This window comes from Psychrobacter sp. CX16 (genome assembly GCF_057396245.1).
Window position 1 is genome coordinate 1 of record NZ_JBXYJF010000033.1, and the last position, 24938, is coordinate 24938.

Annotated in this window: 19 protein-coding genes; 8 read left to right on the forward strand and 11 right to left on the reverse strand. The window is 41.4% G+C overall.

Annotated elements, in window-relative coordinates:
• Window positions 1-160 precede the first annotated feature (160 nt).
• From AC2SLM_RS10980 to AC2SLM_RS10990, 3 genes are all read right to left on the reverse strand, one after another.
• Window positions 161-2143, reverse strand: coding sequence for a bifunctional metallophosphatase/5'-nucleotidase (locus AC2SLM_RS10980; RefSeq protein WP_486541175.1), 1983 nt, complete (start codon window positions 2141-2143; stop codon window positions 161-163).
• Between the two features lie 227 nt (window positions 2144-2370).
• A complete protein-coding gene (locus AC2SLM_RS10985; RefSeq protein ID WP_486553866.1) occupies window positions 2371-3258 on the reverse strand; it encodes a universal stress protein in 888 nt (295 codons plus the stop codon).
• A 139-nt stretch (window positions 3259-3397) separates the two neighbouring features.
• Window positions 3398-3700: an ArsR/SmtB family transcription factor gene (locus AC2SLM_RS10990; protein WP_486553868.1), complete on the reverse strand. Its 303-nt coding sequence runs from the start codon at window positions 3698-3700 to the stop codon at window positions 3398-3400.
• Window positions 3701-3940: 240 nt separating this feature from the next.
• Between AC2SLM_RS10990 and AC2SLM_RS10995 the strand changes: the two genes are divergently transcribed.
• The 3 genes from AC2SLM_RS10995 to arsH all read left to right on the forward strand — a co-directional run bounded on the left by AC2SLM_RS10995 (window position 3941) and on the right by arsH (window position 6754).
• Window positions 3941-5245, forward strand: a complete 1305-nt coding sequence (locus tag AC2SLM_RS10995; protein WP_486553869.1) for an arsenic transporter — start codon at window positions 3941-3943, stop codon at window positions 5243-5245.
• Window positions 5246-5384: 139 nt separating this feature from the next.
• Window positions 5385-5894, forward strand: a complete 510-nt coding sequence (locus AC2SLM_RS11000; RefSeq protein ID WP_486553871.1) for an arsenate reductase ArsC — start codon at window positions 5385-5387, stop codon at window positions 5892-5894.
• 104 nt (window positions 5895-5998) lie between these two features.
• The gene (gene arsH, locus AC2SLM_RS11005) at window positions 5999-6754 is read left to right on the forward strand and encodes an arsenical resistance protein ArsH (RefSeq protein WP_486553873.1); all 756 of its coding nucleotides are present in this window, start codon (window positions 5999-6001) and stop codon (window positions 6752-6754) included.
• 181 nt (window positions 6755-6935) lie between these two features.
• Here the strand turns inward: arsH and AC2SLM_RS11010 are convergent, their stop codons facing one another.
• The 3 genes from AC2SLM_RS11010 to AC2SLM_RS11020 all read right to left on the reverse strand — a co-directional run bounded on the left by AC2SLM_RS11010 (window position 6936) and on the right by AC2SLM_RS11020 (window position 11090).
• Window positions 6936-7679, reverse strand: a complete 744-nt coding sequence (locus AC2SLM_RS11010) for a proteasome-type protease (RefSeq protein ID WP_486553875.1) — start codon at window positions 7677-7679, stop codon at window positions 6936-6938.
• A gap of 180 nt (window positions 7680-7859) precedes the next feature.
• Window positions 7860-8645, reverse strand: a complete 786-nt coding sequence (locus AC2SLM_RS11015) for a transglutaminase family protein (protein WP_486553877.1) — start codon at window positions 8643-8645, stop codon at window positions 7860-7862.
• A gap of 3 nt (window positions 8646-8648) precedes the next feature.
• A complete protein-coding gene (locus AC2SLM_RS11020; protein WP_486553879.1) occupies window positions 8649-11090 on the reverse strand; it encodes a circularly permuted type 2 ATP-grasp protein in 2442 nt (813 codons plus the stop codon).
• A gap of 305 nt (window positions 11091-11395) precedes the next feature.
• Between AC2SLM_RS11020 and AC2SLM_RS11025 the strand changes: the two genes are divergently transcribed.
• The gene (locus tag AC2SLM_RS11025) at window positions 11396-12115 is read left to right on the forward strand and encodes a hypothetical protein (RefSeq protein WP_486553881.1); all 720 of its coding nucleotides are present in this window, start codon (window positions 11396-11398) and stop codon (window positions 12113-12115) included.
• Between the two features lie 163 nt (window positions 12116-12278).
• Here AC2SLM_RS11025 and gdhA read toward each other — a convergent pair whose 3' ends face one another.
• From gdhA to AC2SLM_RS11045, 4 genes are all read right to left on the reverse strand, one after another.
• A complete protein-coding gene (gene gdhA, locus AC2SLM_RS11030; RefSeq protein ID WP_486553883.1) occupies window positions 12279-13625 on the reverse strand; it encodes an NADP-specific glutamate dehydrogenase in 1347 nt (448 codons plus the stop codon).
• A gap of 159 nt (window positions 13626-13784) precedes the next feature.
• A complete protein-coding gene (locus AC2SLM_RS11035; RefSeq protein WP_486553885.1) occupies window positions 13785-15200 on the reverse strand; it encodes a DHA2 family efflux MFS transporter permease subunit in 1416 nt (471 codons plus the stop codon).
• A gap of 147 nt (window positions 15201-15347) precedes the next feature.
• Entirely contained in the window at window positions 15348-16787 is a 1440-nt protein-coding gene (locus AC2SLM_RS11040) for a DHA2 family efflux MFS transporter permease subunit (RefSeq protein ID WP_486553887.1), read from the reverse strand.
• A 201-nt stretch (window positions 16788-16988) separates the two neighbouring features.
• Window positions 16989-17849: an alpha/beta fold hydrolase gene (locus AC2SLM_RS11045; protein ID WP_486553888.1), complete on the reverse strand. Its 861-nt coding sequence runs from the start codon at window positions 17847-17849 to the stop codon at window positions 16989-16991.
• 727 nt (window positions 17850-18576) lie between these two features.
• On the opposite strand from AC2SLM_RS11045, the gene yghU reads away from it, so the two are divergent.
• Both yghU and csdA read left to right on the forward strand, forming a co-directional pair.
• The gene (gene yghU / locus AC2SLM_RS11050; RefSeq protein ID WP_486553890.1) at window positions 18577-19446 is read left to right on the forward strand and encodes a glutathione-dependent disulfide-bond oxidoreductase; all 870 of its coding nucleotides are present in this window, start codon (window positions 18577-18579) and stop codon (window positions 19444-19446) included.
• A 371-nt stretch (window positions 19447-19817) separates the two neighbouring features.
• Window positions 19818-21329: a DEAD/DEAH box helicase CsdA gene (gene csdA / locus AC2SLM_RS11055; RefSeq protein ID WP_486541145.1), complete on the forward strand. Its 1512-nt coding sequence runs from the start codon at window positions 19818-19820 to the stop codon at window positions 21327-21329.
• Between the two features lie 244 nt (window positions 21330-21573).
• Here the strand turns inward: csdA and AC2SLM_RS11060 are convergent, their stop codons facing one another.
• Window positions 21574-23094, reverse strand: coding sequence for an L-serine ammonia-lyase (locus tag AC2SLM_RS11060; RefSeq protein ID WP_486553892.1), 1521 nt, complete (start codon window positions 23092-23094; stop codon window positions 21574-21576).
• Between the two features lie 251 nt (window positions 23095-23345).
• On the opposite strand from AC2SLM_RS11060, the gene AC2SLM_RS11065 reads away from it, so the two are divergent.
• The gene (locus AC2SLM_RS11065) at window positions 23346-24185 is read left to right on the forward strand and encodes an amino acid ABC transporter substrate-binding protein (protein WP_486553893.1); all 840 of its coding nucleotides are present in this window, start codon (window positions 23346-23348) and stop codon (window positions 24183-24185) included.
• Window positions 24182-24919, forward strand: coding sequence for an amino acid ABC transporter permease (locus tag AC2SLM_RS11070; RefSeq protein ID WP_486553895.1), 738 nt, complete (start codon window positions 24182-24184; stop codon window positions 24917-24919). Before AC2SLM_RS11065 ends, AC2SLM_RS11070 begins: the two co-directional genes overlap by 4 nt.
• Window positions 24920-24938 lie beyond the last annotated feature (19 nt).

Below are 24938 nucleotides of genomic sequence, written 5' to 3' on the forward strand. Positions count from 1 at the left end.
CATTTGAGTTTGAATATGAGAACGCCTTTCGAGTTTCATCAAAGTTATGGGTGTTCTGCATAGAAAAAACCAGATACACGGGGTATCTGGCTTGTTTTAAATCATCAACCTATTTTAGGACGAGACATATAGAATATTAATCGACTAAAAACATCCTTTATTAAGGATTAAGCATTTTTCCATCAGCGGTAATGACTGTTTTATGAGAATATTCATCACGGTGAGGACGTTCGATAGTACCCACTTTGCTGACATAATCAATAAAAGACTGCGTGTATAAAAGCTTGGTGTCTTCAACCTTGCTCTTATCGGCAAAGATAGGACCTAGCGTTGTATAACCGTCGCGGCCTTCGGCAATGTAGTCATTGGTGACCATTACATAGGTTTTATTTAAATCAATATTAGACCACATACCCGTTTTACGATCGCGCACTTCAACATTACGAACACGATTGCCTTTAGCTTGGGTTAAATCTAAGTCCCAGCGCAAGCCATCGGCATAAGGATGTGAGCCAGATGAGCCATCCATTTCTAAATGGTTTGAAATTGCATCTTCTAAGGTATCGATAACTTGTTGACCGGTGATATCAAGATTAACCAGTGTATTACCGAATGGCAGCAGGGTATAAGCATCGTTATACGTTAAGTTGCCTGCCGGAATCGTTGTACGTACGCCGCCTGCATTTTGTAGTGCGAAGTCTGCACGTAACGCACCATCTAAGAATGCCTTTGCAACGACTTGCGCAATATCGCTGCCTCGAGCACTGTTAGCCGTATCCTCACATCCAGCAATGTCTGCTGAGCGTGTAGTGCCTGGAACACGCACCAAACATAGCGCTTGATTAGACTGCCCGATTTTCTTGGATAAATTATCATCTAGAGCATTGGTATAAGTTGCTAACACACTAGCGGCTTGCTCATTTTCCTTAAATGGTACGATAAGGTCTTTGCTTAAGAAATCTACCTTACCGTCTAATAAACGCTGTAGTAAGCTTTGATTGTTTTGGGCATCTAATGGCTCGAACGCAGATGTTGACTCGTTGTATTTCTCAAACGTTTCCGCCACAGGAATAATGGCTGAGCCCTGACAGTTAAGTACTTTACCTTGATCGTCAAAGCTGATATCCATTAAGCCAACCGCTTTTGTATACTCCCATGCTTGACCGATACAGACAGTATCACCGTCCTTATTGGACGTCACAGTAGGATACTCACCCTGTGCGCCAAAATTATCATCTGCAGAGGCGCCGTAGCGTGTGAAATCACCTAACAAGGTATGAGAGTCACCGCCAATGATAACGTCTACGCCTGAGAGTTCAGTGGCTAACTGCTTGTCATTGTCATAGGTGTAATGCGTTAATAAAACAATATGCTTAACGCCTTTATTCTGCAGCTCATTAATATAGTTCTGAGCGGTTGTTTTCTCATCAAGGAACTCAGTTGTACTTAAAGGACGAGAAGAGTTTTTAGTTTTACCGGCAATGTCTATCCCGATAATACCCACTTGCACACCCTCTTTGGTGGTTTTAATAACATAAGGCTTAATGTAATCATCCGCTTGGCTCGCAGCTAATGGAGTGCCAAGAGCGGGCTTAACGTTTGCCCCTAAAATTGGTGTATTACAATTGGTCGTATTGCCTTCGGTACCGTTTAATCTATCAATAAATGTCTTTAAGCCCTCGTCACCTTCATCAAACTCGTGATTACCAAGGCTAAACGCATCAAAACAGATGGTATTCATCATGTCAGCGTCAGCATTGCCTTTATAAAAGCTAAAGTAACGAGTGCCTGTAATGGCATCACCGGCATGTAGTTTTAAGAAGTTTCCATTTCCGTAGGTTGCTTCTAACTCATTGAAGACCGTTTTAATACGTGCAAAACCACCTCGGTCAGCACGATAAGTAGATCCATCAATGACAAAGCTTTGTTTGCCCTCAGGCTCTAGATGTGAATGATGGTCGTTAATATGAGCGATGGTTAGATTAATGGGTTTTACGGTTGTATCCGCTGGTGAGTCTTGTAAAGGACGATAGCCATCCGAGTCATCGTCATTACAGCCGCTTAGTAATAGGGCTGAGGTTAAGGTAAGTGCGCTTATAAGAGCGGAGTGTTTTATTGAATTATTTTTTTTATTAATTATCATATTGGTCACTTTTCCTAAAGGAAGTCTAATTAAAGGAGAAACTCTTAACTAGGCAGATTTTGAAGAATAAGCATGACAAAATGATGAAACAAATAGATACGTTGTTTAAATAATTCTGAAATAAAGGTAATAGTAAGTATATATAAAAGCCCTGAATATATTGTTCAGGGCTTTTATGTTATTTAATCAACAGTGTTATGTTATTTAATAATGATCTTAAAAGGATTCTATCTTAATAGGATAACTGGAGCTGTGGTTTTTGATAATAGCTTGGTTGTTGTGCTACCCACAAAGAAATGGCGTAATTTTGAATGACCATAGGCGCCAATCACGAATAAACTAATTTCATTTTCTCGGCGAAATGCGGTTAATGCCGATACCACATCGTTATGACCATCGGCTTTGCTCTTAATAGTATGCGCTGTGACATCTAGACCGGCATCATTCATTTTCTTCTGTGCTTTATATAAGGCCGTCTCGTACTCGGTTTCTTTGTGATCGACCATAACGATATGACCTTTTAAGGTTTTGGCGATTTCATTTTGGCAAATAAGATCAACTGCTTTCTTAGCGGTTGGACTGCCATCGAACGCTAACATATATGAATCAGGTTTTATAAACGCCTCCGAGCAGACCATAATCGGACGATGCACCGCACGAACAACACTTTCAATTTGACTACCAATATTGACTCTATCATTCTGATGGTCCTGACCACGGCGACCTAAAATAATCACCCGAGTGTCATTAACAAAATGCTCAATCGCTGGCAGTAACTTACTACGGCGTAGATGCATTTGTACTTGAACGTTGCTGTTGGTTTTTAGGATATGTTCCTTGGCGTCTTCTACCAGTGCTTCACCATGCTTGTTGGCGATGCGTGCTGTTTGCTCATCAAGTAACGTAAGCTCGCGCATCAGATGCTTACGACTGTCCATACCAATGGCGCCGCTTAAGTCATGACGATTGGATTTAGGCACATCAATCACGTGCAGCAAAGATATAGGTAAGTTCAATTCACTACCATACCAAGCGGCGTAGTCACAGACAGATTCGGTCACATTTGAGCCATCAATACAAGCCAACACAGTGTTATTCAAAGCAGGTTTAAGCATGGTGCTGTCCTCTTAATTATCAGTTTAAAACGTTATGGGGTAGTTAGTTATCTGTTCTTATTGTTATTCGGTTTTAGTAATAAAGAAGGAAAATATTTGTTCATATGATTTATTTTTGTGATTCTTATATGCACTGTATTTATGAACAGCTTTTTTCGGCGGCTATTGGAATATCACTTTCTATACTATTAATCACATCAAGGCACCAATTCGGCATATCTTGATTGATACCATACCACATCCAATTTCCACGGCGCTCACAGTGAACCAGACCTGCCTTTTTAAGATGGCTTAGATGACGTGAGATGGTAGGCTGTGGCTGTTCCAACTGAGTCGTTAAATCACAAACACATAAAGAGTCATGATGCTTTAACTGCATAATCAGATTAAGCCGAGTTGGGTCTGCTAAGGCCTTAAAAAATAAAACAGGCTGCATTGTCATATACCTCTTATATTTTGATGCTATTGTTATCGGTTAAAGCAGCTTGCTAAAGAATAATGATATTAAACTGTATTCGCTTATCCGAATATAGTACAATAAAATGCACACAATCACTGTAATAGAATGGTAGCACACCGCCTCTATATCTGCTATCTACCGCTGAGTAGATAGAGTGTCTATCCTTTAATTATGGTCAATACTTATTCAATAGTTAATCGCTAACCTGAAGTTGAGTTTACCATGCTTATTGCCGCGCTAATTTTTATCATTACTCTCATATTGGTTATCTGGCAGCCCCGCGGGTTAGGTATCGGTGTTAGCGCTACCTTTGGCGCATTACTAGCGCTGCTGGCAGGCGTAATTCAAATCAGTGATATCCCTGTTGTGTGGGATATCGTATGGAATGCGACCTTTGCCTTTATTGCTATTATTATTATCAGCTTATTGCTTGATCAGGCTGGATTCTTTGAATGGGTAGCACTACATGTGGCACGTATGGGTGGTGGTAGTGCCGCAAAGCTGTTTGCATTGATTGTACTGCTTGGTGCCGTGGTGGCTGCATTATTTGCTAATGATGGCGCTGCGCTCATTTTAACGCCTATTGTAATAGCCATGCTGCTAAAGATGCGTGTCTCTGCAGCAACGACACTGGCCTTTATTATGGCGGCGGGTTTTATTGCTGATACAGCAAGCTTGCCGTTGGTGGTCTCCAATTTGGTAAACATTGTTTCGGCTGATTTCTTTAATATCTCTTTTGATCGTTATGCTCAAGTAATGGTACCGGTCAATATCGTATCGGTCCTTAGCTCACTGGCTGTCCTGTATTTCTTTTATCGTAAAGATATTCCAAAGTCATATGACGTGGGTAGTCTGCCGCAGCCGCATACAGCGATTAAAGACAGTACTACCTTCTATATGGGATGGGTAGTATTAGCGGCATTGCTGATGGGCTTCTTCGTGTTAGAGCCAATGGGTATTCCTATTAGTGCCATTGCTGGAGTAGGGGCACTGGTGCTGATTGTAACCGCGATAATGAATAAGAAGCTGTCTGTCACCAATGTGCTCAAAGATGCGCCGTGGCAAGTGGTTATATTCTCTCTGGGTATGTATCTGGTGGTTTATGGCCTTAAAAATGAAGGGCTAACCACGTATCTGACCTCAGGACTTGAAGCTTTGGGTCATCAAGGTATTTGGACTGCGACCATTGGCACTGGCTTTATGTCGGCTGGCTTGTCATCGATTATGAATAATATGCCGACGGTTTTGATGCAGTCATTAGCGATCGCCGATATCAATCAAGCCAATATGGCTGAGCCGGAGCTGATCAAACAAGCCATGGTCTATGCCAATGTGATTGGCTCTGACTTAGGGCCTAAAATTACGCCGATTGGATCATTGGCTACCTTACTATGGCTGCACGTACTGGCAACTAAAGAGGTGAATATTACTTGGGGCTATTACTTTAAGGTAGGTATTATATTAACCACGCCGGTACTACTAGCTACTTTGGTCGCTTTAGCGATTTGGCTACCTGTGGTCAGTTGAAGCAGGCAGACTAAAATTATAGAGTAGTTATTAACGTTATTAACTATCACACGAATAATAAAAATAGCCTAAGCAAATTAAAGTAACTTAATCTAAATAAGCAACATCAACCTTCAATCAAACACGAAGCCAAAATCTTATGACACTACCAATAAACATCCTATATATATGTACTCATAACCGTTGCCGCAGTGCCTTATTTGAGGCGATAACCAATCAAAATGGTTATAAAGAGGGGCAACAAAGACTCATTGCCAAGAGTGCAGGCAGTGCGCCGGCGGGTGAGGTACATCCTTTGACTTTAAAATATCTCAAGCAGGCAGGTTATTCGGTAGATGACTTAACCAGTAATTCTTGGGAGGATGCAGAGTATATGGGTGACTTTGAGCCTGATCTGTTAGTGACGGTTTGTGATAACGCCGCTGGCGAGAGTTGCCCAATATGGTTAGGACAATTGCCTGAATTGACCAAGCTGCATTGGGGGTTAAGCGATCCATCAAAGAACACTGCAAATGAGGCACAGACCGAGCAGAATTTCATTAATACCATCGATATTATCGAGAAGAGGGTTCAAAAGTTAATGCAGGTTGCAGACTTACCCGCTAGTGAGCGAAAAGCTGCATTATCAAAGCTGAGTGATATCAGCTAAGCCTAGCTATTTTTATGATATATAAACGATAAAATAGCCTAAGTAAAGAAGCTATTAACCTTACAATGCCAAGTTGAAAATCTAAATCAATATCGAGCAAAACTATGTCGAATAACAACCCAAATCCAATATCAGATTTACCAAATATTCAAGAACAAGCGTTCAAGATACCAAGCATAGACCACTTTAAAGCGCCTCATTCTACACACAAGCCAAAGTTTGTCTTATTGTATGGCTCACTGCGTGAAGTCTCCTATAGCCGGTTACTGATCGAGGAGTGCGCCCGTATTCTGACTGCTATGGGGGCTGAAGTTAAGATATTTAATCCGGCTGGACTGCCGCTACCTGATAGTGAAGAGGTGATCCATCCTAAAGTTGTAGAATTACGTGAACTAGTACAGTGGTGTGAGGGAATGGTCTGGTGCTCACCTGAACGTCACGGTGCCATGACCGGCATTATGAAAGCACAAATTGACTGGATTCCACTCTCGGTGGGGGCAGTACGTCCCACTCAAGGTAAGACCTTAGCGGTGATGCAGGTCAATGGCGGTTCGCAATCTTTTAATACCGTTAATCAACTGCGTATTCTTGGACGCTGGATGCGAATGTTAACCATACCCAATCAATCTTCTGTGCCAAAAGCCTTCTTAGAGTTTGAAGATCAAGTAGACGTTCAGGGCAATACCATTAAGCGTATGAAGTCATCTGGCTATTACTTGCGTGTGGTAGACGTGCTAGAAGAGCTGGTACGCTTTACCTTGCTAACACGAGATCATGCAGAGTATTTGGTAGACAGATACTCAGAACGAGTAGAGAGCGCAGAAGAGTTGATGAGGCGTGTTAACCAAAAAGATCTTTAGACAAAGAAATCTAAGTTACATAAATAGCCTAAGCAAATAAAAACTTCTAAACATTATAAGTTAAAAATTAAAGAGTATATAAAATCATTTTCTAACTAAAAATGAACCCTTTTTGATTAAGAGGGCTCATTTATATATTATAACCAATTGAACTTAAATTATTATAGATCAATCAAACACTTTAAACTTTCCAATAATCTTCAGGATAGTCTGGTAGACTCAATAATGTGCTAGATAAGGCTTCAGACCACAGTTTGCTTAACTCGCTATAATACTCATCGTTTTCACATATACGGCGAATAACAGGTTTCTTAAAATTGTCATTTTTGTAAATAACCATATCAATGGGCATACCCACTGATAAGTTTGAGCGTATGGTCGAATCAAAAGATAGCATAAGCGCTTGGGCAGCATGATGTAAATCTATATCGAACTTAACCGACCGATCTAAAATAGGTTTGCCGTATTTACTTTCCCCTAACTGAAAAAATGGGGTATCTTCGGACGCGCGAATACAGTTACCTTCTGGGTAAATCATATACAACTCTGACTTTTGTCCTTTAATCTGACCCCCTAATAAGAAGGTACTATCAAATGTGGAGCTAAGATTGTCATTGGCAACACTGCGAGATTTGGCAATGACCTCACGTACTAACTCGCCAACCATCTCGGCGGCGTCAAACAGCGTTAATACTGTCAGTAAATTTTGATCAAGGCGTTGATCAATTGCATTTTGCAGTTTGGTAAAAACGGCTTGCGATGTCGCAAGGCTACCTGCAGTTTGAATCACAATACTTCTTTCACCGTCGATACCATAGGTATATAACTTACGGAATGTTGAGATATGGTCAACACCGGCATTTGTACGAGTGTCACTTGCGAAGACCATACCGTCTTTTATTCTTAATGCAGCACAATATGTCATATAAATCCTAATAATAGAGTAGGGGGTAAGGGGCTAACTGCTAGGTTTTAAGTGTACTCTAAGGTTCGCTAAAGCATATAAACTAAAGCGCATTTTAATCAAATTTATATAATTTAATAGCCAATATTTGTTAGTTATTGTATGTTCAGTCGTTCTAGAGTTAAGTGATAGCTATCACTTTTAATTTATGCGATTAACCATGACTTGACTATACAGATTTTCATAACCACCACCGATACGGACACCGCGAACGGGGGCTGCATCAAGATAGTCACGCCCTATGGCCACATAAACATGATTACTAGGGGTAAATAATTGGTTTGAGATATCAAAGGTATACCAATATCCATCTAGGTACGCTTCAGCCCAAGCGTGACTTGACATATGATTTTGATCAGGATCATAAATATAACCAGACACATAGCGCGCTGGAATAAGAAAATCTCTTAAACAACCTAAAAACACATGAGTATGATCCTGACAAACACCCGCACCTATCTCAAAACTTTCTTTAGCAGTCGTACCGACATGCGTTACATTAGGCGTGTAAGGCATTTGAGAAATGAGCGCTTTTGCAAGTTCTATAAGACTGTCATGATTCGGTGAAGTCAAATAAGGTGAAGCGAATTCACGCATTTCTGGTGAGCAAAAAGTGAGCGGTGTTTGAACGGTGAACAGTAAATAAGGAATCTCTCCAGTATCTTGTATGCTTTGAGTTGACGTATCAATTTCAACGACGCCAGATGCTTGCATCTGTAAATTATCATGCAACTCATTACGACTTAATGTGAACCAAGTATTGCCAAAGCCATCCTTTAAAGAGGTGGCAAGTTTCGGTAACATTACCGTCCATTCATGCACCGTTTGATGAGGTAAATGCATCGGCGACATTCTTATATATTGCACACTACGCTGAGCAAGCTCTGCATAATAATAATTCGTTTGATGATTAATATTGAGTTTCATAGTCTATACACCTTGCTGTAGTAAAGAGTTGAACTCTTGACTTAATTGACTGTATTCATCATATGCTTGTGACTGCATTAATTGATTGGTCAATCGAATCAGCTCTCTCCATCGTGTATTTTGCGGTAAGTTGTTCACACACTCTTTAAAGTGGATACAGATATTAGTAACCTCTTCGCCTAATAACACCATACGTTCTAACTCTTCAAAGTAGCGACCCAGTTGCCAAAAGCAGGTGACCGTAGGATGCTCTTGCTTCATAGCAGCGTTACACGCCTTAAGCTGAAGGGTTGCCGCACGGTACGTTCCAGCACTGGATAGACGTTTAATTAAGTTGTATAACTCAGCGGTATCTTTACCAAGCACACCTTTTGCTTCTTGTACATTGGCTTCAATCGCCTCGATAACACTTGGTATTTTTACGCTTTCTAAATCTTGCAAAACACCTAGTATGGCTGACTGTGCGTTGTAATAATCGTTTTGCGAACTATCAGCATTAAAGCCTAGATGATCGACAAGTTTATTGATATCGGCATCGTTTAGCTCATTTTTAATAAGTTTATTCATTACCGCATCGTAATAGTGCAATCGTTCACTATATCTACCTAACCAAACAAGATGATTGGCAGTAGACAGTAGCAGTATCATTGGTGCATCATCATTACTCTCATAACCCACTTCAACAGGATACGCGGTCACATTGCGATAGGTATGACGTGCCGCAATCGAGTCAATAATTAAATCTTTAGTGTCATTTTGCTGACTGCTATTGTTTGATACGCTAACAGAGTCATCGACAATCCAAGTATCTTTTACACCGCCACCTTGAGATGAGTTAACCACCAGCGATCCTTCAACCATTGCAACCCGAGTTAGACCCCCTGGGACAATGTCTACACTATTATCGCCATGGCTTAAGATAAAGGGACGTAGGTCAATGTGACGTGGAGATACCCCATCAGCTACAGTAGTAGGGTTGGTTGACAATGAAATAGTCGGCTGCGCCACAAATCCTGCTGGATTATCAAGTAAACGCTTACGATAATCCTCAATCTCTTGCTTAGTGGACGTCGGACCAATGAGCATGCCATACCCACCAGAGCCTTGAGTCTCTTTGACCACCAGTTTGTCAAGATTGCTCAACACATATTTGAGATCATCAGGCTTGCGACATTGGTAGGTAGTGACATTAGGCAGAATCGGATCTTCATCGAGATAAAACTTAATCATGTCGGGTACAAACGGATATAACCCTTTGTCATCTGCGACACCGGTACCTGGAGCATTGACAATGACTACATTGCCTGCACGGTAGGCGCTCATTAATCCTGAAACCCCTAGTATCGAATCAGACTTAAAGGCGAGGGGATCTAAAAAAGGATCATCAATACGGCGATAAATAATATCAACCTGTACTTTCCCGCGAATACCTTGCATGTACACCTTGCTATCTTCAACGATTAAATCGTAGCCGTGAACTAAGGGGACGTGCATCTCATTTGCTAAATAGGCATGCTCATAATAAGCACTGTTAAATCTGCCCGGTGTTAAAATAACGATTTGGGGATCGTACTTATCTGTAGAGCTTGCCAAACAAGCTTTAAGACGCTGCGGATAATCATCAACGCTTAAAACAGAAGCATTATGATATAGCTCTGGCAGTAGCATTTTGGATATGTTACGACTTTCAAGCATATAAGACACACCAGATGGTGTACGCAAATTGTCTTCTAACACACAGAATTTGCCAACTTCATCACGAATTAAGTCGATACCACTGATATGCGAATAGATAGGTTTGTCTAATTTGATGTTCATCATCCACGGCTCATAGCAGCCACTGGCATAAACGTAAGAGTCTGGTACGACGCCAGCTTTCATAATATGCTGCTCATGATAAATATCATCCAAGAACATATTCAGCGCATTTATTCGCTGTTTGCAGCCTTTTTCAACCGTTTGCCATTCACTTAGACTGATTATCCTTGGGATGATATCAAAAGGTATCATCCTTTCAATATTTTGCGCATCGCTATAGACTGTAAAAGTAACGCCTTTTCTATAGAATATATCGGCCGCTTTGTCATTATACTGAGTCAGCTCATCAAGATTAGAGCTTTCTAACCAGTCACCTACTTTCTTAGCGACATCGCGATACTCTAAGTCACTGACTTTGAGTTCATCATAGCTAGGTCGCTTAAAAAATTCAGTTGGATAATGCGACTGAGTCTGCGATTGGGTTTGAGACTGATCTTGTGATTGTCTTTGCGATTGATTCTGACTTTGCGACTGGCCTTCAGAATGAGATGTATCTGTATCGTTTACACTGAAATCGCCGTTTGAATCGGGGATGCTATCAGGGATAACTGAATCAGAATAGTCTGAACGTGAAGTAGACTGATTTTGAGACTGAATACTATTTTTTGAAGATGCTTTTGAAGACATAATTAACTTCCTTTAAAGTCTAAAGCTTTTGTATCCTTACTTATTCATTATTAATATTATAATATCGTTTAAAGTAAGGAAAATCTAACATTGTTTAGGATATTTGCGTTTAGGCTCTTTGCCTTAGTATCAATATTGCATGCAAATTTCATTCCAAATATTGTTTTAAAATAGCCAGTAGTAAAAATTAAGATCGCAATACGCTAATATGGACGAAATATAAATGCTTAGCCTTTATAAAATATTAGTCATAATGTCACAATAATAGTATGACAGTGATTCTCAACTAGCACCAAAGGAGTATGATGTTAAACACAAACTATAAATCGGATTGTTTAAATACTCTAAGTTTTAAAGCCACACTTATAATGATGATTACCATATCAACTCTATTTATGAGTAGTTGTGTATCTGTAATTAAAAATAATATTGCAAATATCGATACTAGTTATGATGATGTGACAACAGATGTTATTCGTAATTTTGGATATCCAATATATCAAGGTATACGGCAAAAGGGCATGGTGCTAATGGGAGATAATTATTCTTACTTAATTTCATCAGGTGACGAGGAACTTGAGCGGTTAATGACATTAGACTCTCATAACGTACAATTAAAACAACCTATTTTTGTTGATAAATACCCTGACAATAGCGTCAGAATAACCTTCAATGTCAAATTTACACCATCATCTGATGATTTTAAAACAATGGCACACTCAGATTTTAGGTCGCTATGCTTTAACAATGATACGAACGTGCAAAATATTTCAACGATTCAGTCGAAATCACCTTTAGAGTACGAATGCCAAATACATTTAGAAGGCGGTATGTACCAGCCATTAGCAACTGCTCAAAGTCGTTATAAATTGGATGACGGTATTACAGCGAACATTCGATCGTTAAATAATGAAAGACTGCCTAATCAAGCGGACGTAGGGGTGATCCCTAGGGGAGTGGTTATAGAGGCTATTAATATCCCTCTACGACTATTAATCATTGGTAAGAATCTAGGCGGGTTATAATAGAACGACTGAATGATTTTTTACTATTGAAAAACTCTGCACTCCTAAAGCGACTAGGTCATAAAGTTATAAAGAAGTATACATAAAAAAGTGAGCGATTAAACACTCACTTTCAATTTTCAAATACTTTACAATATGAACACCCTAATTTATAGAATAGGTATTAGTTCAATATGCCATAGGCGATCAACGCATTTGCCACTCGCTTATATCCTGCGATATTAGCACCTGACATATAGTCAATGCAGTCATCACAACTAAACCCATATTCTTCAGCGGCAGCAGCCGATTCATCATGGATATTTTTCATAATAATTTGCAGCTGCTCGTCCACTTCATGGAAAGGACGGTACTGACGTACTGAGTTTTGAGACATCTCTAAACCAGATACGGCAACCCCGCCAGCATTTGCCGCTTTACCAGGGGCGTAATGCATCTTTTTCTCACGTACATAGTCGATGGCAGCAGCATCTAATGGCATGTTTGCGCCCTCTACCACGTAACGGATGCCATGCTCATACATATTCTTGGCATCGGCTTCTGTTACTTCATTTTGGGTGGCACAAGGGATAGCAGTATCACCATCAAATTGCCATGGTTTTTGACCAGCTAGCCATTCACCGCCAAATATCTCAACATATTCTTGTAGAGGTTTTCGGTTGCTCTTTTGCTGTTTAACCCATTCAATTTTCTCTTGGTTAAAGCCGTCAGCATCATACAAAGTACCTTTTGAATCAGACAAAGTGATGACTTTGGCGCCTAAGTTAAAGGCTTTTTCGGCTGCATGAACGGCAACGTTACCGGCACCAGAGACAAGAACTGTTTTATCGACAATCTTATCGTTACGTGCATTAAGCATGTTTTGTAAGAAGTACACAGCACCATAACCTGTGGCTTCTAAGCGGCATAAACTACCACCAAAGCCAACGCCTTTACCGGTCAATACACCGGTATATTCATGGCTTAAGTTTTTGTACATGGCAAACATATAGCTAACTTCTTTACCGCTGACACCAATATCACCTGCCGGCACATCCATATCTTTACCGATATAGTGGTGTAATTCACGGATAAAGGCATAACAGAAACGGCGTATCTCATTGTCTGATTTACCGTGAGGGTCAAAGTCAGAACCGCCTTTGGCTCCGCCCATCGGTAGACCGGTTAGCGCATTTTTGAAGATTTGTTCAAAACCTAAAAATTTTAACACTGATTCGTTAACGGTCGGGTGGAAGCGGATACCGCCTTTGTAAGGGCCTAGAGCATTATTAAATTGAACGCGCCAGCCTCGGTTGATTTGTACATTGCCGTTATCATCTTCCCAATTTATTCGAAAGCTAATAATACGGTCAGGCTCGGTCAGGCGTTCAAAAACTTTATATTTCGCATAGTTCGGATCACGATCATAAACAACGTCAATAGTGCTCGCTACCTCTTTAACTGCCTGAATAAATTCAGGTTGATGCGGATAACGTTCTTCAATGCGTTTAATGACGTCTTGCATGCTCATAAGCCCTTCCTTATTTAATCAAAGTACTACAGTGAAAATAACGTCAGTATAATTATCTGATCGACTATGAAAATTACCTGAAAGTTAATAAAAATTCAATAAACTTATCAATACGCATCGACCTATAACTTATATTTTTAACAATGTCTTAGTATTCGTTTAGTATAAACCCTCACCATCTTGTGGCTTTAGACGCAAGAAGTGGAAACCAGTTAAGATAGTAAAAATGCCTAAGATATAAAAAGTCGTATGGAAGGCAGTTAATGTCTCAAAATCAAAGCGATCATTAAACACAGACAGCAATGTTGCGCCTAATGCCAAGCCAAAACTGATGGCTAATTGTTGGTTAACCGTCATCAAGCTATTACCGCTACTGGTTTCCGGACCTTCTAAATCACCAATAGTAATAGTATTCATAGCGCCAAATTGTAGCGAGTTACAGGCCCCCATAATGAATAGCACGGGTAGGAACCAGTACCAAGCGATAGAAGGGTTAAACTGCGCCAGCACAATAATAAGACCACCCATAAAGAAGGTGTTCACGATAAGCACTCGGCGATAGCTGAATTTTTTAACGATGGGACTAATGAATGGCTTGATTAAGATAGCACCGGCTGCAATTGGGGTTAATAACCAGCCTGCCTGCGATGGGGTATAATGGAAAACCACCTGTAATAGTAATGGCAGCAAGTAGGGGATAGCACTGATACCCAGACGCGTAAATAAGTTACCGGCAATACCGACTCGGAAGGTGCGAACTGAGAACAAAGATAATGGAAATATCGCGTCTGACTTTTTACGGCGCGCATGAGCGACATATAATCCCAATAGCACGATTGAAACCACTGCCAAACCAAGACTTAAGCTCTCTTGGCCCGAGCGAGATATCATTTCTACTGCTAAAGTTAATAAGGCAGCGGCTAAAGCAAATAATATAAATCCTGTCCAATCTAACTTGCCAGCCTTCTCGGTGAAGTCAGGGATAAGTTTAAAGGCTAGCGCCAGTCCTATTAAACCCATAGGTACGTTGATTAAGAATATCCAGTGCCAGCTTGCGTATTCAACCAAATAACCACCGATTAAGGGACCAATAAGCGGCGCAACCAAGGCAGGAATTAACGCATAGTTCATAACCGTTAATAACTTGCTACGTGGATAGGATTTAACCAATACCAAACGTGCAACTGGTGTCATCATCGCGCCGCCAATACCTTGAACTACCCGGAAGGCAACCAACGTTGATAGATTGGGCGAGAAGGCGCACAGCACAGAGCCTACGCAGAAGATGATAACTGCTAATAAGAATATTTTGCGTGTACCAAATTTATCTGCCAAAAATCCGCTGACTGGAATAAAGATAGCCAGAGTTAGGGCGTAACTAATAATTGTCCACTGCATTTTGAGCGGGGAGGCATCTAAAGCGACTGCCATCTGCGGTAAGGCCGTGTTTAAAATAGTCGAGTCCAAAATTTGCATAAATAAGGCAACAGCAAGGACGGCTGGTAACCATTTTTCTTGTATAGGACTCAATATAGAGTTTGAAAAATCTTGAGAGTTAGGTGAGGTTTCTGACATAGGACGTCCAAAGGATGTGTTATCTGAGAGTAAGGGTTATCAAAATTATAGGAACTATTCATACAACTACGCTAGACAACCACAACCTATTCAAACAATACTCACGCTCATTAATCTAATGTAGTAAACCCAGTGAACAGCATATGCTTAATACATACCCTGACCATCATCAGAATTAAGGCGTAAGAAATAGAGACCCGATAGAATGGTCGTGATGCCCATTACCCAAAAGGTGCTGCTAAAGGCCAGTGTGGTCTCAAAGTTAAAGCGGTCACTAAAGACAACCAACACTGCTGCCCCAAAGGCCAAACCAAAGCTCATCGCGAGCTGCTGGTTAACGGCCATTAAGCTATTGCCGCTACTGGTCTGTGTGCCTTTAAGGTCGCCAATAGTAATAGTATTCATCGCACTAAACTGTAATGAGTTACAACCACCCATTATGAATAGTACAGGCGCGAGCCAATACCACGGCATTGTGGCGTCGAAATAACCGATAGAGATAATTAGTAGACCGAGCAAGGTAGTGTTTGCCACCAAGACTTTACGATAAGTAAATTTGCGAATAATTTTACTAACCCAAGGCTTTACTGTCATTGAGCCGGCAGCAATGGGCATTAGTAACCAGCCTGCCTGCGACGGCGTATAACCAAAGGCAACCTGTAGTAACAACGGCATTAAATAGGGCACCGCACTGATACCTAAGCGGGTAAATAAGTTACCCGTAATGCCAACCTTGAAGGTACGTACAGAGAATAACGACAACGGGAATAATGGCGACTTAACACGCTTAGCATGCCAAACATAAACGCCCAATAGCGCAATACCAATAATAATCATGGTGACACCTAGCAAGGTATCTTCTGGTCTAGAGACCATCTCAACCGCCAAGGTTAATAAAGCGGCTGCAAAAGCGAATAATCCAAATCCAGTCCAGTCAAATTTAGCGACCAGTTCGGTTAAGTTAGGAACAAATTTAACCCCGATAATCAGACCTAGAATACCCATGGGGATATTAATCAAAAATATCCAAGGCCAACTGGCGTACTGTACGATATAACCGCCCAATAATGGACCAATTAACGGTGCAATCAGCGCAGGTATTACTGCATAGTTCATAACCGTTAGTAATTTATTGCGCGGATAAGACTTAAACAAGATAAGTCGCGCAACTGGCGTCATCATTGCACCGCCAATACCTTGCAGTACTCGAGAGGCTACTAAGAAATCCAGTGTCGGTGATAACGCGCACAGTAAAGAGCCGAGCACAAAGATAACAATTGAAGAGAAAAACACCTTACGGGTGCCATATTTATCTGCTAAAAATCCGCTCACCGGAATAAAAATTGCCAAGGTTAACGCATAGCTAATAACTGCCCACTGCATTTTTATAGGTGATTCGCCAAGTGCGATGGCCATTTTGGGTAATGCGGTATTTAAAATAGTCGCATCCAAAATTTGCATGAACAAAGCTACTGCCATCACAAAGGGCAGGAATTTGTACTGCGAAGGAGTAAGCGTCACCTTAGGTTCTGTGCTATTCGTTGACGTTTGGGTTACGGGCGCTTCTTGGGCTGAATTATTAGACATAAGATTGCGACCTAATGGTTTAAGGCTGTTTATTTATCGGTAAACATAGCAAGGCCACATATTATCATGAAGCCTGCCCGCAATATTTAGTGTTAATGTTAGTGAGCTTACACTTTGGATTGAAATTTTAAATGACTTTTTTATTTCAAAATTTGCATATAAACATGGGATTTAACTTTGAAATTTTATTAATCATCCCATTTAATCAGTAATTGCCCCTAAGTGAACACTGATAGCGTCGATTATTTTATCTGGTCTTTTAACCCAAATGCCGTGCTGATTGCCTTTAAGATCAGCATCTAGCTTAACTCTAATAATTTTAGAATGTGCACATAGTTCGGCTAGATGTTTGGTAGCTGATAAGGGCGCATAATCATCCCCTATAATATTGATATATAGTCCATGACCTTTGCTACTGTCCATTTTCTGGGTGATAAAATCAAATTTACCAGTGAGCGCAGTTCGGCACCAATTTTGCATCATAGTTTTGGCTTCACGCTCTCCCATACCTATCTTATAACCTGGCAGAAATCCATATAAGCTTATCAAAGATTGAATCACGGCAACCGCCGACAATATCCTAATACGTCCACGACCTTTCCAGCTTTTATAATAGGTACTACCACAAGCGATACCTATAACAGGTACATTGTGAATGGCAGAATAAATAGTACCGAGATGCCCACCCAGACTATGACCTATTAAAACGATATCATTGTCAGGCGTACGGTCTTTGGCTATTTGAACTAAATCATGCACAAAATGATTCACCAGCTCATCGTAGCCATAATCAATGCCACGTTTTATATGTGGCGTATTTTCACCGCAATTTGGATAATCGGCACTGATAACAGTAAACCCTTTTTCAGTTAAACCATTTATAAGCTTGCTATATTTTCGTAAGGGAACGCCTACTGCATTTAGAAATATGATGGTTATTTTTGATGCTTTATCGATTAATGCTTGGTTTGAGCTGAGTTCAGTCGATTCAGTTGATAAGGAAGATATATTTACGTTGACAGGGTAGGCGCCATTAGTAGTTTCAAATAGAAAACTGCTCATAGTAGATTGTCCTTAATCTTGTTTTAAGCAATCATAGCATTATAAAATTCATAATTAAGATAATTTATTACTTAATCGCATTAATATACTTTAAAAACCCCCTGTCTTAGGAGACTTATGTACAAGCCAGCATTATTATCAAGGTTGTCAAATTGATCATATACTCGTACTAAACCAGATTTCAGCAAGAACATACTTCTTACTGTTTGGCCTTTGCTATAAATACGCTGGTTCTTATCAAATTCGATTAGCGGTAATTTTGGTAATGGATTGATTGACTCAATGAGTTTAGTGATATGTCGCTCATTCATATCAGGAAAATACAGCGATAACAAAGCCTTTAAATAGTTATCCATTATTTTCAATCCCTTGTATGGCAGCTTGTCAATAAAAGCAAGTATAGCTACTCGGCACTGTAGCTATTTATTTTCTAAATCAGTTAATAAAGATGCCATTAAAATAAACTAATTAGGACTTACGCAAAATACGATTTCACAGATTTAAAAGCGACTGGTTATTATTTATGGGGCGTCTGGCTCAACCTCTAGAGGATTCTTAATAATTACCAGTTGTCATAAAATCTACTCATGCTAAGGTCTTACAAATGAGCTTTACTAACTATTCAAAACAATTGGTTTAACAAACTGTACTGCTTTTGATGTATTGAGAGACTATCATCCTATAATAGTATTGCTAACATATCGTTAATAAAAATTAGGACAAAATTATGAACACCACTTCTATTAATGAATCAAACAAACAGTCAAGTAATCAGACCACTATTAGCAATACCGACTATACACTGCCAAAAGTATGGCAGCCTGTTGAAGGCAATGGTGGTAAGTTTGCCAATACAAACAAGCCAACGGCGGGTGCTCGCCAGAAGCAAACCTTGCCTGTGGGTGATAAGCCCTTACAGCTGTATTCACTGAACACGCCTAATGGTGTGAAGGTGAATATTTTATTAGAGGAGTTGGCAGAGTTAGGTATTCAAGGAGCGGCGTACGATGCCTATAAAATAGATATTATGGAGGGCGATCAATTTGGGTCTGATTTTGTCGATATCAACCCTAACTCGAAGATTCCCGCTTTGGTTGACTATAGTGACAAACAATATCCAGTGAAATTATTTGAATCGGGTGCTATCTTAATGTATTTGGCAGATAAGTTTCAGAATTTTGCCCCTGATGCCTCGGATAAACAGAAGCATGCTACCTTTTTGAGCTGGGTAATGTGGCAAATGGCGAGTGCGCCTTATGTGGGCGGCGGCTTTGGTCACTTCTTTAACTATGCACCGTATCCGATGCAGTATCCGATTGATCGCTTTACGATGGAGACTAAGCGTCAGTTAGACCTACTAGATAAGCATCTGACCAATAACGAGTACATGATTGGTGATGGAGATGATAGCTATAGTATCGTCGATATGCTTATTTGGCCATGGTATGGTCGTTTGGCACTAGATGAGTCGTACGAGCGAGCAGGGGAGTTCTTACAAGTAGATGAGTATACGCATCTACAGCGATGGGCGAAGCAAATTGCGAGCCGTCCCGCCGTTCAGCGAGCGGTTAACCTTGAGCTTAAGCCTTTATCATGAAGGGCGTTAAGCATGTATAAAGAGACGTAGGTGGATGTTTTTAAAGATAATTTTAAAATAATCCACCTATTTAAAATTGTTGTGTTATACTAGCGCCTTGCTGATTGATAACATCGCCCGCAATTGTCGTCTGGAGAAGACACCTTTTAAAATTGTTGCCGATGATTTTGTTATTAGCCTAACGAATGACATATTGTCATGCTTAGCTAATATACTCACGGTAACAACCACCAAAATACGTCGTTAACCTGTACATTGGATGTACTGCTTAATCGAACGCTTATCTGTGTTGTGCCTAAAACCTTAACCGATCACTTCTGCCATCAGCATTGGCAACCTATTCGTGACGGTAATTTAATGGACACACATTTATGTCAAATTTAGACACCCTTCTTAACACTGCTGCAGACGAAGCCCAAGGTATTATTAAAGCTGATGATGATTTAAGCTTTGTAGACCTAGAGCTAGCGCCAGAATTAATCGATGCGCTTACCGCTAGTGGCTACACCATGCCTACCCCAATTCAAGCACAAGCTATTCCACCTGCTATGGCCGGTCGTGACTTATTACTGTCTGCCCAAACCGGTAGTGGTAAAACAGCTGCTTTCGTATTGCCGATGCTTGATAAAATCATTCGTGAAAAAGCAACCAACAAAGTTGTGCATACTGTTATTCTAACGCCGACCCGTGAACTTGCTAACCAAGTTAGCGACAGCGTTCGTCAGTATAGCTCAAAAACTCGTAACATCTTTAGTGTGCCTCTAGTAGGCGGCGCGCCTTACGGCGGTCAAATTCGTGCACTTAATAAAGGTGTTCAAGTTATTATTGCAACGCCAGGTCGTTTCATCGATCACATGAACTCAGGTCGTATCGACTTATCAGAACTAGACATTCTAATTCTTGATGAAGCCGATCGCATGTTAGACATGGGCTTTGCAGACGATATCGAAAAAGTAATGTCAGCGGCACCAAAAACCCGTCAAACTATTATGTGTTCTGCAACTTGGGATGGTCCAGTAGGTAAAATCGCTGCCAGTTTCACCAACAACCCAGAACGTATCGATATTAAAGCAGAAACGAAGCATATTGATGAGTCTGTGTATTATGCAGATGATTTTAATCATAAAAACCGTCTTCTAGATGCACTATTGACTCAAAAAGATGTGAATCAAGCGATTATCTTCGCTGCTACCAAACGTAGCTGTGAGACATTAGCTAAGAGCCTAAAAGAGCAGGGCCATAAAGCCAGCTTCTTACATGGTGATTTACCACAAGCCAAGCGTAGCCGCATCATTAATGATGTGAAAGCGGGAAAAATCACTATCCTAGTAGCAACTGACGTTGCCGCTCGTGGTATTGATGTGAGCGGTATTACTCACGTATTCAACTATGACTTACCACGTCAAACAGAAGATTATGTGCATCGCATCGGTCGTAGTGGTCGTGCCGGCCGTACCGGTATTGCAATCAACATCTGTAGTATCGATGACCGTCCACAACTTGAAGCCATCAACCGTTATTTAAAACGTACGATGTCAGTAGAAGAAATCGAGGGCATGGAGCCTAAGAAAAACACTAAAGATATGAAAGTTGGTAGTGGTGCCGGTCGTGGTCGTGGCGGTAATCGCCGCGGTGGTAACGGTGGTGGTCAACGCCGTGGTGGAAACGCTGGCGGTGGCTATCGTGGTAAAACAGGCGATAACGCTTCTGGCGAAAAACGTGGTGCAGGCGCAGGTACGGGTCGTCCGAGTGGCAAGCCAGCCGGTCGCCGCTTCGGTGGTAAACCTGCCGGTGCAGGTACTGGCAAACCAGGTGGCCAACGCCGCAGTGGACCAGCTCGCTCAGGCGAAGGCCGTCCAGCCCGCCGTAGCAACAATGGCTAGTTAATCGGCTCATACTGATTAACCGGTTATAAAAAAGACCAACTTTAACGAGTTGGTCTTTTTTTATGCCTGATAGATAATAAGGCTTACGGTTAACAGGGAACCCATTTAAGATGAAATAGTTAATCCGCCACCAGACTCAACGTAGAGGCTGGTTATAAATAACAGCAACGTTAATAGCACCAAGCCTGATCTTAACAACATAAATATGGAAATCCTTAAAGTATGATACAGCTAGAGCGGTCTAGCACTGCGGATAACCCACACCGACCTCAACCATCTCAATACGTGAGTCATCAATGCTGCCATCTTGAGGGTTATAAGCATGCACAGCTAGCCCGCCCATAGCAGTCTCTTTATATTTATCCATCATGTCCTCACCAGTGGCTTTCATCGTAGCGATTGCCTTATCTAATGAGACATGATGCTCGCCATCACCACGCGCGGCAAGTCGTGCTGCGTTAATAGCTTTCACTGCAGCCATTGCATTACGCTCAATGCAAGGTACTTGAACCAGCCCGCCGATAGGGTCACAGGTTAAGCCTAAATTATGCTCAATGCCAATTTCTGCCGCATTAGTAGACTGCTCAGGCGTTAGCCCCAGTACTTCTGCAAGACCTGATGCCGCCATAGCACATGCAGAGCCAACTTCACCCTGACAGCCGACTTCTGCGCCAGAGATAGAAGCATTTTCTTTGATAATAGTGCCAATCGCTGCTGCAGCCAGTAAGAATTTCCGAGAGCCTTGTTGACTGTAACCAGGAATAAAGTCGCGATAATAATGCATCACTGCAGGAATAATACCAGCCGCGCCATTGGTCGGTGCAGTGACCACACGGCCGCCATTGGCATTCTCTTCATTGACAGCTAGCGCATATAAATCGACCCAGTCCATCGCCATTAATTTATCTGAATCATTACGAATATCTTTTTGTTCTTGTAACAACTCTTGATGCAGTTTTTTAGCACGGCGTCTTACCTTTAGACCACCTGGCAGAATACCTTCGCCGTTACAGCCGTTGCGCACGCACTCTTGCATCACATTCCAGACTGCATCTAAATGCCCATTGATAGCAGTTTCGTCGCGAATTGCTAATTCGTTTGCCATCATTACTTCGCTGATACTTAGATTATGGGCTTCACACTGATTTAATAATTGCTGACCCGTTTTAAATGGATAGGGTACACGGCTATCGCTAGTAATGGCGACACTGTCAGCAGAGGTGTCTGATTCAAGCTTGATACCTAAGGTATCATCTAAGATGTCTTTTGTTGCTTGTTGACTGCTGGTCTTATATTCATCTTCAGTAGCAACAAAACCGCCACCAATAGAGTAATAGATACGGCTTATTTGTTCACCATCTTGAGTAAAAGCCGTAAAGCTCAAACCATTTGGGTGATGTGGCAAATTTGTCTGCGGGTGCCACACAATATCGGTATCGTAGTCAAAGCGTAGCGGGTAGCTATGCGCCAAATCTAAAGTCTTTTCGTTAAAGACCGGCGCTAGATAGTCGGCGACTTTGGTGGTATCAATATTGTCCGCTTTAAAGCCAAGTAAACCAAGGATACAGGCGGTATCGGTTGCGTGCCCTTTACCAGTAGATGCTAACGAGCCAAATAAGTCCACTTGAATGCGGCTAATCTCTTCTAAGGAATAGTGCTTAGCGACCTCATCAAGGAACCTACCAGCGGCGACCATAGGCCCCATGGTATGTGAGCTTGATGGACCAATACCGATTTTGAACATATCAAATAAACTAATCATTTTCGCTGCATCCTTAACTATTATTCTGTATTTATATATACAAATATTGATGATTATTATAACTAATTGTTGGCAGTAACGATAATGCTTTAATTATTTAAGGTTCGTCCTTATCTTAGGTTAGTAGGTGTATGGTAATGTTGCTGTCGTGAGTCGCTCGTAATTTGTTACAATATGTCAAATTGGCTGTCAGTTACCGGTAAGGATTTGGGCAGCTTATCTTTTATTTGTCTAATATTGAAGGACAGTTTATGAAATTTTCAGCATTTAGAAATATAACCACAATTGCTGCAGGCGCCGTATTGCTTGCTGCTTGCAATCAAAGCCCATCTACGGATACCGAAACGACAGCAGACGCTACATCGAACAGCAGCTCAGATTTACTTGAGCGTATCACCAATGGTGGCACCATTAATGTGGGCACTGAAGGCACATATCCTCCTTATACTTTCCATGATGAGCAAAACAATCTAACCGGCTATGACGTTGAGGTTACTCGCGCTGTAGCGGATAAGCTTGGGGTAACGGTCGATTTTAAAGAAACCCAGTGGGATGCGATGCTTGCCGGCCTAGATGCCAAGCGCTTTGATATGGTGGCCAACCAAGTGGCATTGACCACACCTGAGCGCCGAGCGAAGTATGATATCTCTGAGCCTTATAACTGGTCTGGTGCTGCAGTATTAGCACCTAAGTCAGACAGCCGTTTTAACTCTTGGGAATCATTGAAAGGATTAAAATCAGCCCAATCACTAAGCAGTAACTACGGTGAGTTGGCTCAGAAATATGAAGCAGAAGTCGTACCTGTTGATGGTATGGCTCAAGCGATTGAACTGGTTAAACAGGGCCGTGCTGATGTTACGTTAAATGACCAATTGGCGATTCTTGATTACTTAAATAAATTCCCAAACAGTGATCTTGAAATAAAACTGGTTGCACCAGCCGAAGAGAAAAATGGCTCAGGTATTGTGATGTTAAAAGGCAATGACGCAGTATTAGACAAAGTGAATGAGGCCATGACCGAACTTCACGAAGATGGTACATTGACCCGCTTAAGCGAAAAATACTTCGGTGCGGACGTTAGCAAAAAATGATGTCATCACTGCTAGCCGCTTTAAAAAATCTGCTCGCCATGCTGCCCTTTATGTCGCCTGCGCGGGCTGAGATTGTGGTGCAGTCCTTTTGGCCGATGCTTAAAGGGGCTATTTACTATTCAATACCACTGGCGATTGCATCGTTTATTATTGGTATGTGTATTGCACTAGTAGTAGCACTGATTCGCATTGTGCCACGCAATGCATTATGGCATAAGATTGCGTATCGCTTCGCACGGGTGTATGTGTCTGCGATTCGCGGTACGCCAATGTTGGTACAGCTGTTTATCATTTTCTACGGTCTGCCCAGTATTGGAGTGAAGCTCGAGCCATTCCCTGCAGCAATCATTGCTTTCTCACTAAATATCGGTGCTTATGCCTCTGAAACAGTGCGTGCGTCTATATTATCGATACCTAAAGGCCAATGGGAAGCTGGCTCGACAGTTGGGCTTACCTACTTGCAGACCTTTCGTCATGTTATCTTGCCGCAAGCGTTGAGAGTATCTGTGCCGCCGCTGTCTAACACCTTTATCAGTTTGGTCAAAGACACGTCATTGGCCTCGCTTATTTTAGTGACAGAGATGTTTAAGCAAGCGCAGATTATTACGGCGCGTAACTACGAGTTTATGCTGGTGTATACCGAGGCTGCGCTAATTTATTGGGTTATTTGTCTGCTATTAAGCACCGCGCAAGGCCGAATAGAAACCCGTTTGGACCGCTATGTGGCCAAGTAAGCAGCATTGATGCGAAATA

Excerpts from the sequence above, each read along its gene's own strand:
- arsH (WP_486553873.1), top strand. The coding sequence starts at position 5,999 with ATGTCGAATAACAACCCAAATCCAATATCAGATTTACCAAATATTCAA.
- AC2SLM_RS11025 (WP_486553881.1), top strand. The coding sequence starts at position 11,396 with ATGTTAAACACAAACTATAAATCGGATTGTTTAAATACTCTAAGTTTT.
- AC2SLM_RS11070 (WP_486553895.1), top strand. The coding sequence starts at position 24,182 with ATGATGTCATCACTGCTAGCCGCTTTAAAAAATCTGCTCGCCATGCTG.
- AC2SLM_RS11020 (WP_486553879.1), bottom strand. The coding sequence starts at position 11,090 with ATGTCTTCAAAAGCATCTTCAAAAAATAGTATTCAGTCTCAAAATCAG.
- yghU (WP_486553890.1), top strand. The coding sequence starts at position 18,577 with ATGAACACCACTTCTATTAATGAATCAAACAAACAGTCAAGTAATCAG.
- AC2SLM_RS10980 (WP_486541175.1), bottom strand. The coding sequence starts at position 2,143 with ATGATAATTAATAAAAAAAATAATTCAATAAAACACTCCGCTCTTATA.
- AC2SLM_RS11065 (WP_486553893.1), top strand. The coding sequence starts at position 23,346 with ATGAAATTTTCAGCATTTAGAAATATAACCACAATTGCTGCAGGCGCC.
- AC2SLM_RS11000 (WP_486553871.1), top strand. The coding sequence starts at position 5,385 with ATGACACTACCAATAAACATCCTATATATATGTACTCATAACCGTTGC.
- AC2SLM_RS11010 (WP_486553875.1), bottom strand. The coding sequence starts at position 7,679 with ATGACATATTGTGCTGCATTAAGAATAAAAGACGGTATGGTCTTCGCA.
- AC2SLM_RS11040 (WP_486553887.1), bottom strand. The coding sequence starts at position 16,787 with ATGTCTAATAATTCAGCCCAAGAAGCGCCCGTAACCCAAACGTCAACG.
- csdA (WP_486541145.1), top strand. The coding sequence starts at position 19,818 with ATGTCAAATTTAGACACCCTTCTTAACACTGCTGCAGACGAAGCCCAA.
- AC2SLM_RS11015 (WP_486553877.1), bottom strand. The coding sequence starts at position 8,645 with ATGAAACTCAATATTAATCATCAAACGAATTATTATTATGCAGAGCTT.
- AC2SLM_RS10995 (WP_486553869.1), top strand. The coding sequence starts at position 3,941 with ATGCTTATTGCCGCGCTAATTTTTATCATTACTCTCATATTGGTTATC.
- AC2SLM_RS11045 (WP_486553888.1), bottom strand. The coding sequence starts at position 17,849 with ATGAGCAGTTTTCTATTTGAAACTACTAATGGCGCCTACCCTGTCAAC.
- gdhA (WP_486553883.1), bottom strand. The coding sequence starts at position 13,625 with ATGAGCATGCAAGACGTCATTAAACGCATTGAAGAACGTTATCCGCAT.
- AC2SLM_RS10985 (WP_486553866.1), bottom strand. The coding sequence starts at position 3,258 with ATGCTTAAACCTGCTTTGAATAACACTGTGTTGGCTTGTATTGATGGC.
- AC2SLM_RS11060 (WP_486553892.1), bottom strand. The coding sequence starts at position 23,094 with ATGATTAGTTTATTTGATATGTTCAAAATCGGTATTGGTCCATCAAGC.
- AC2SLM_RS10990 (WP_486553868.1), bottom strand. The coding sequence starts at position 3,700 with ATGACAATGCAGCCTGTTTTATTTTTTAAGGCCTTAGCAGACCCAACT.
- AC2SLM_RS11035 (WP_486553885.1), bottom strand. The coding sequence starts at position 15,200 with ATGTCAGAAACCTCACCTAACTCTCAAGATTTTTCAAACTCTATATTG.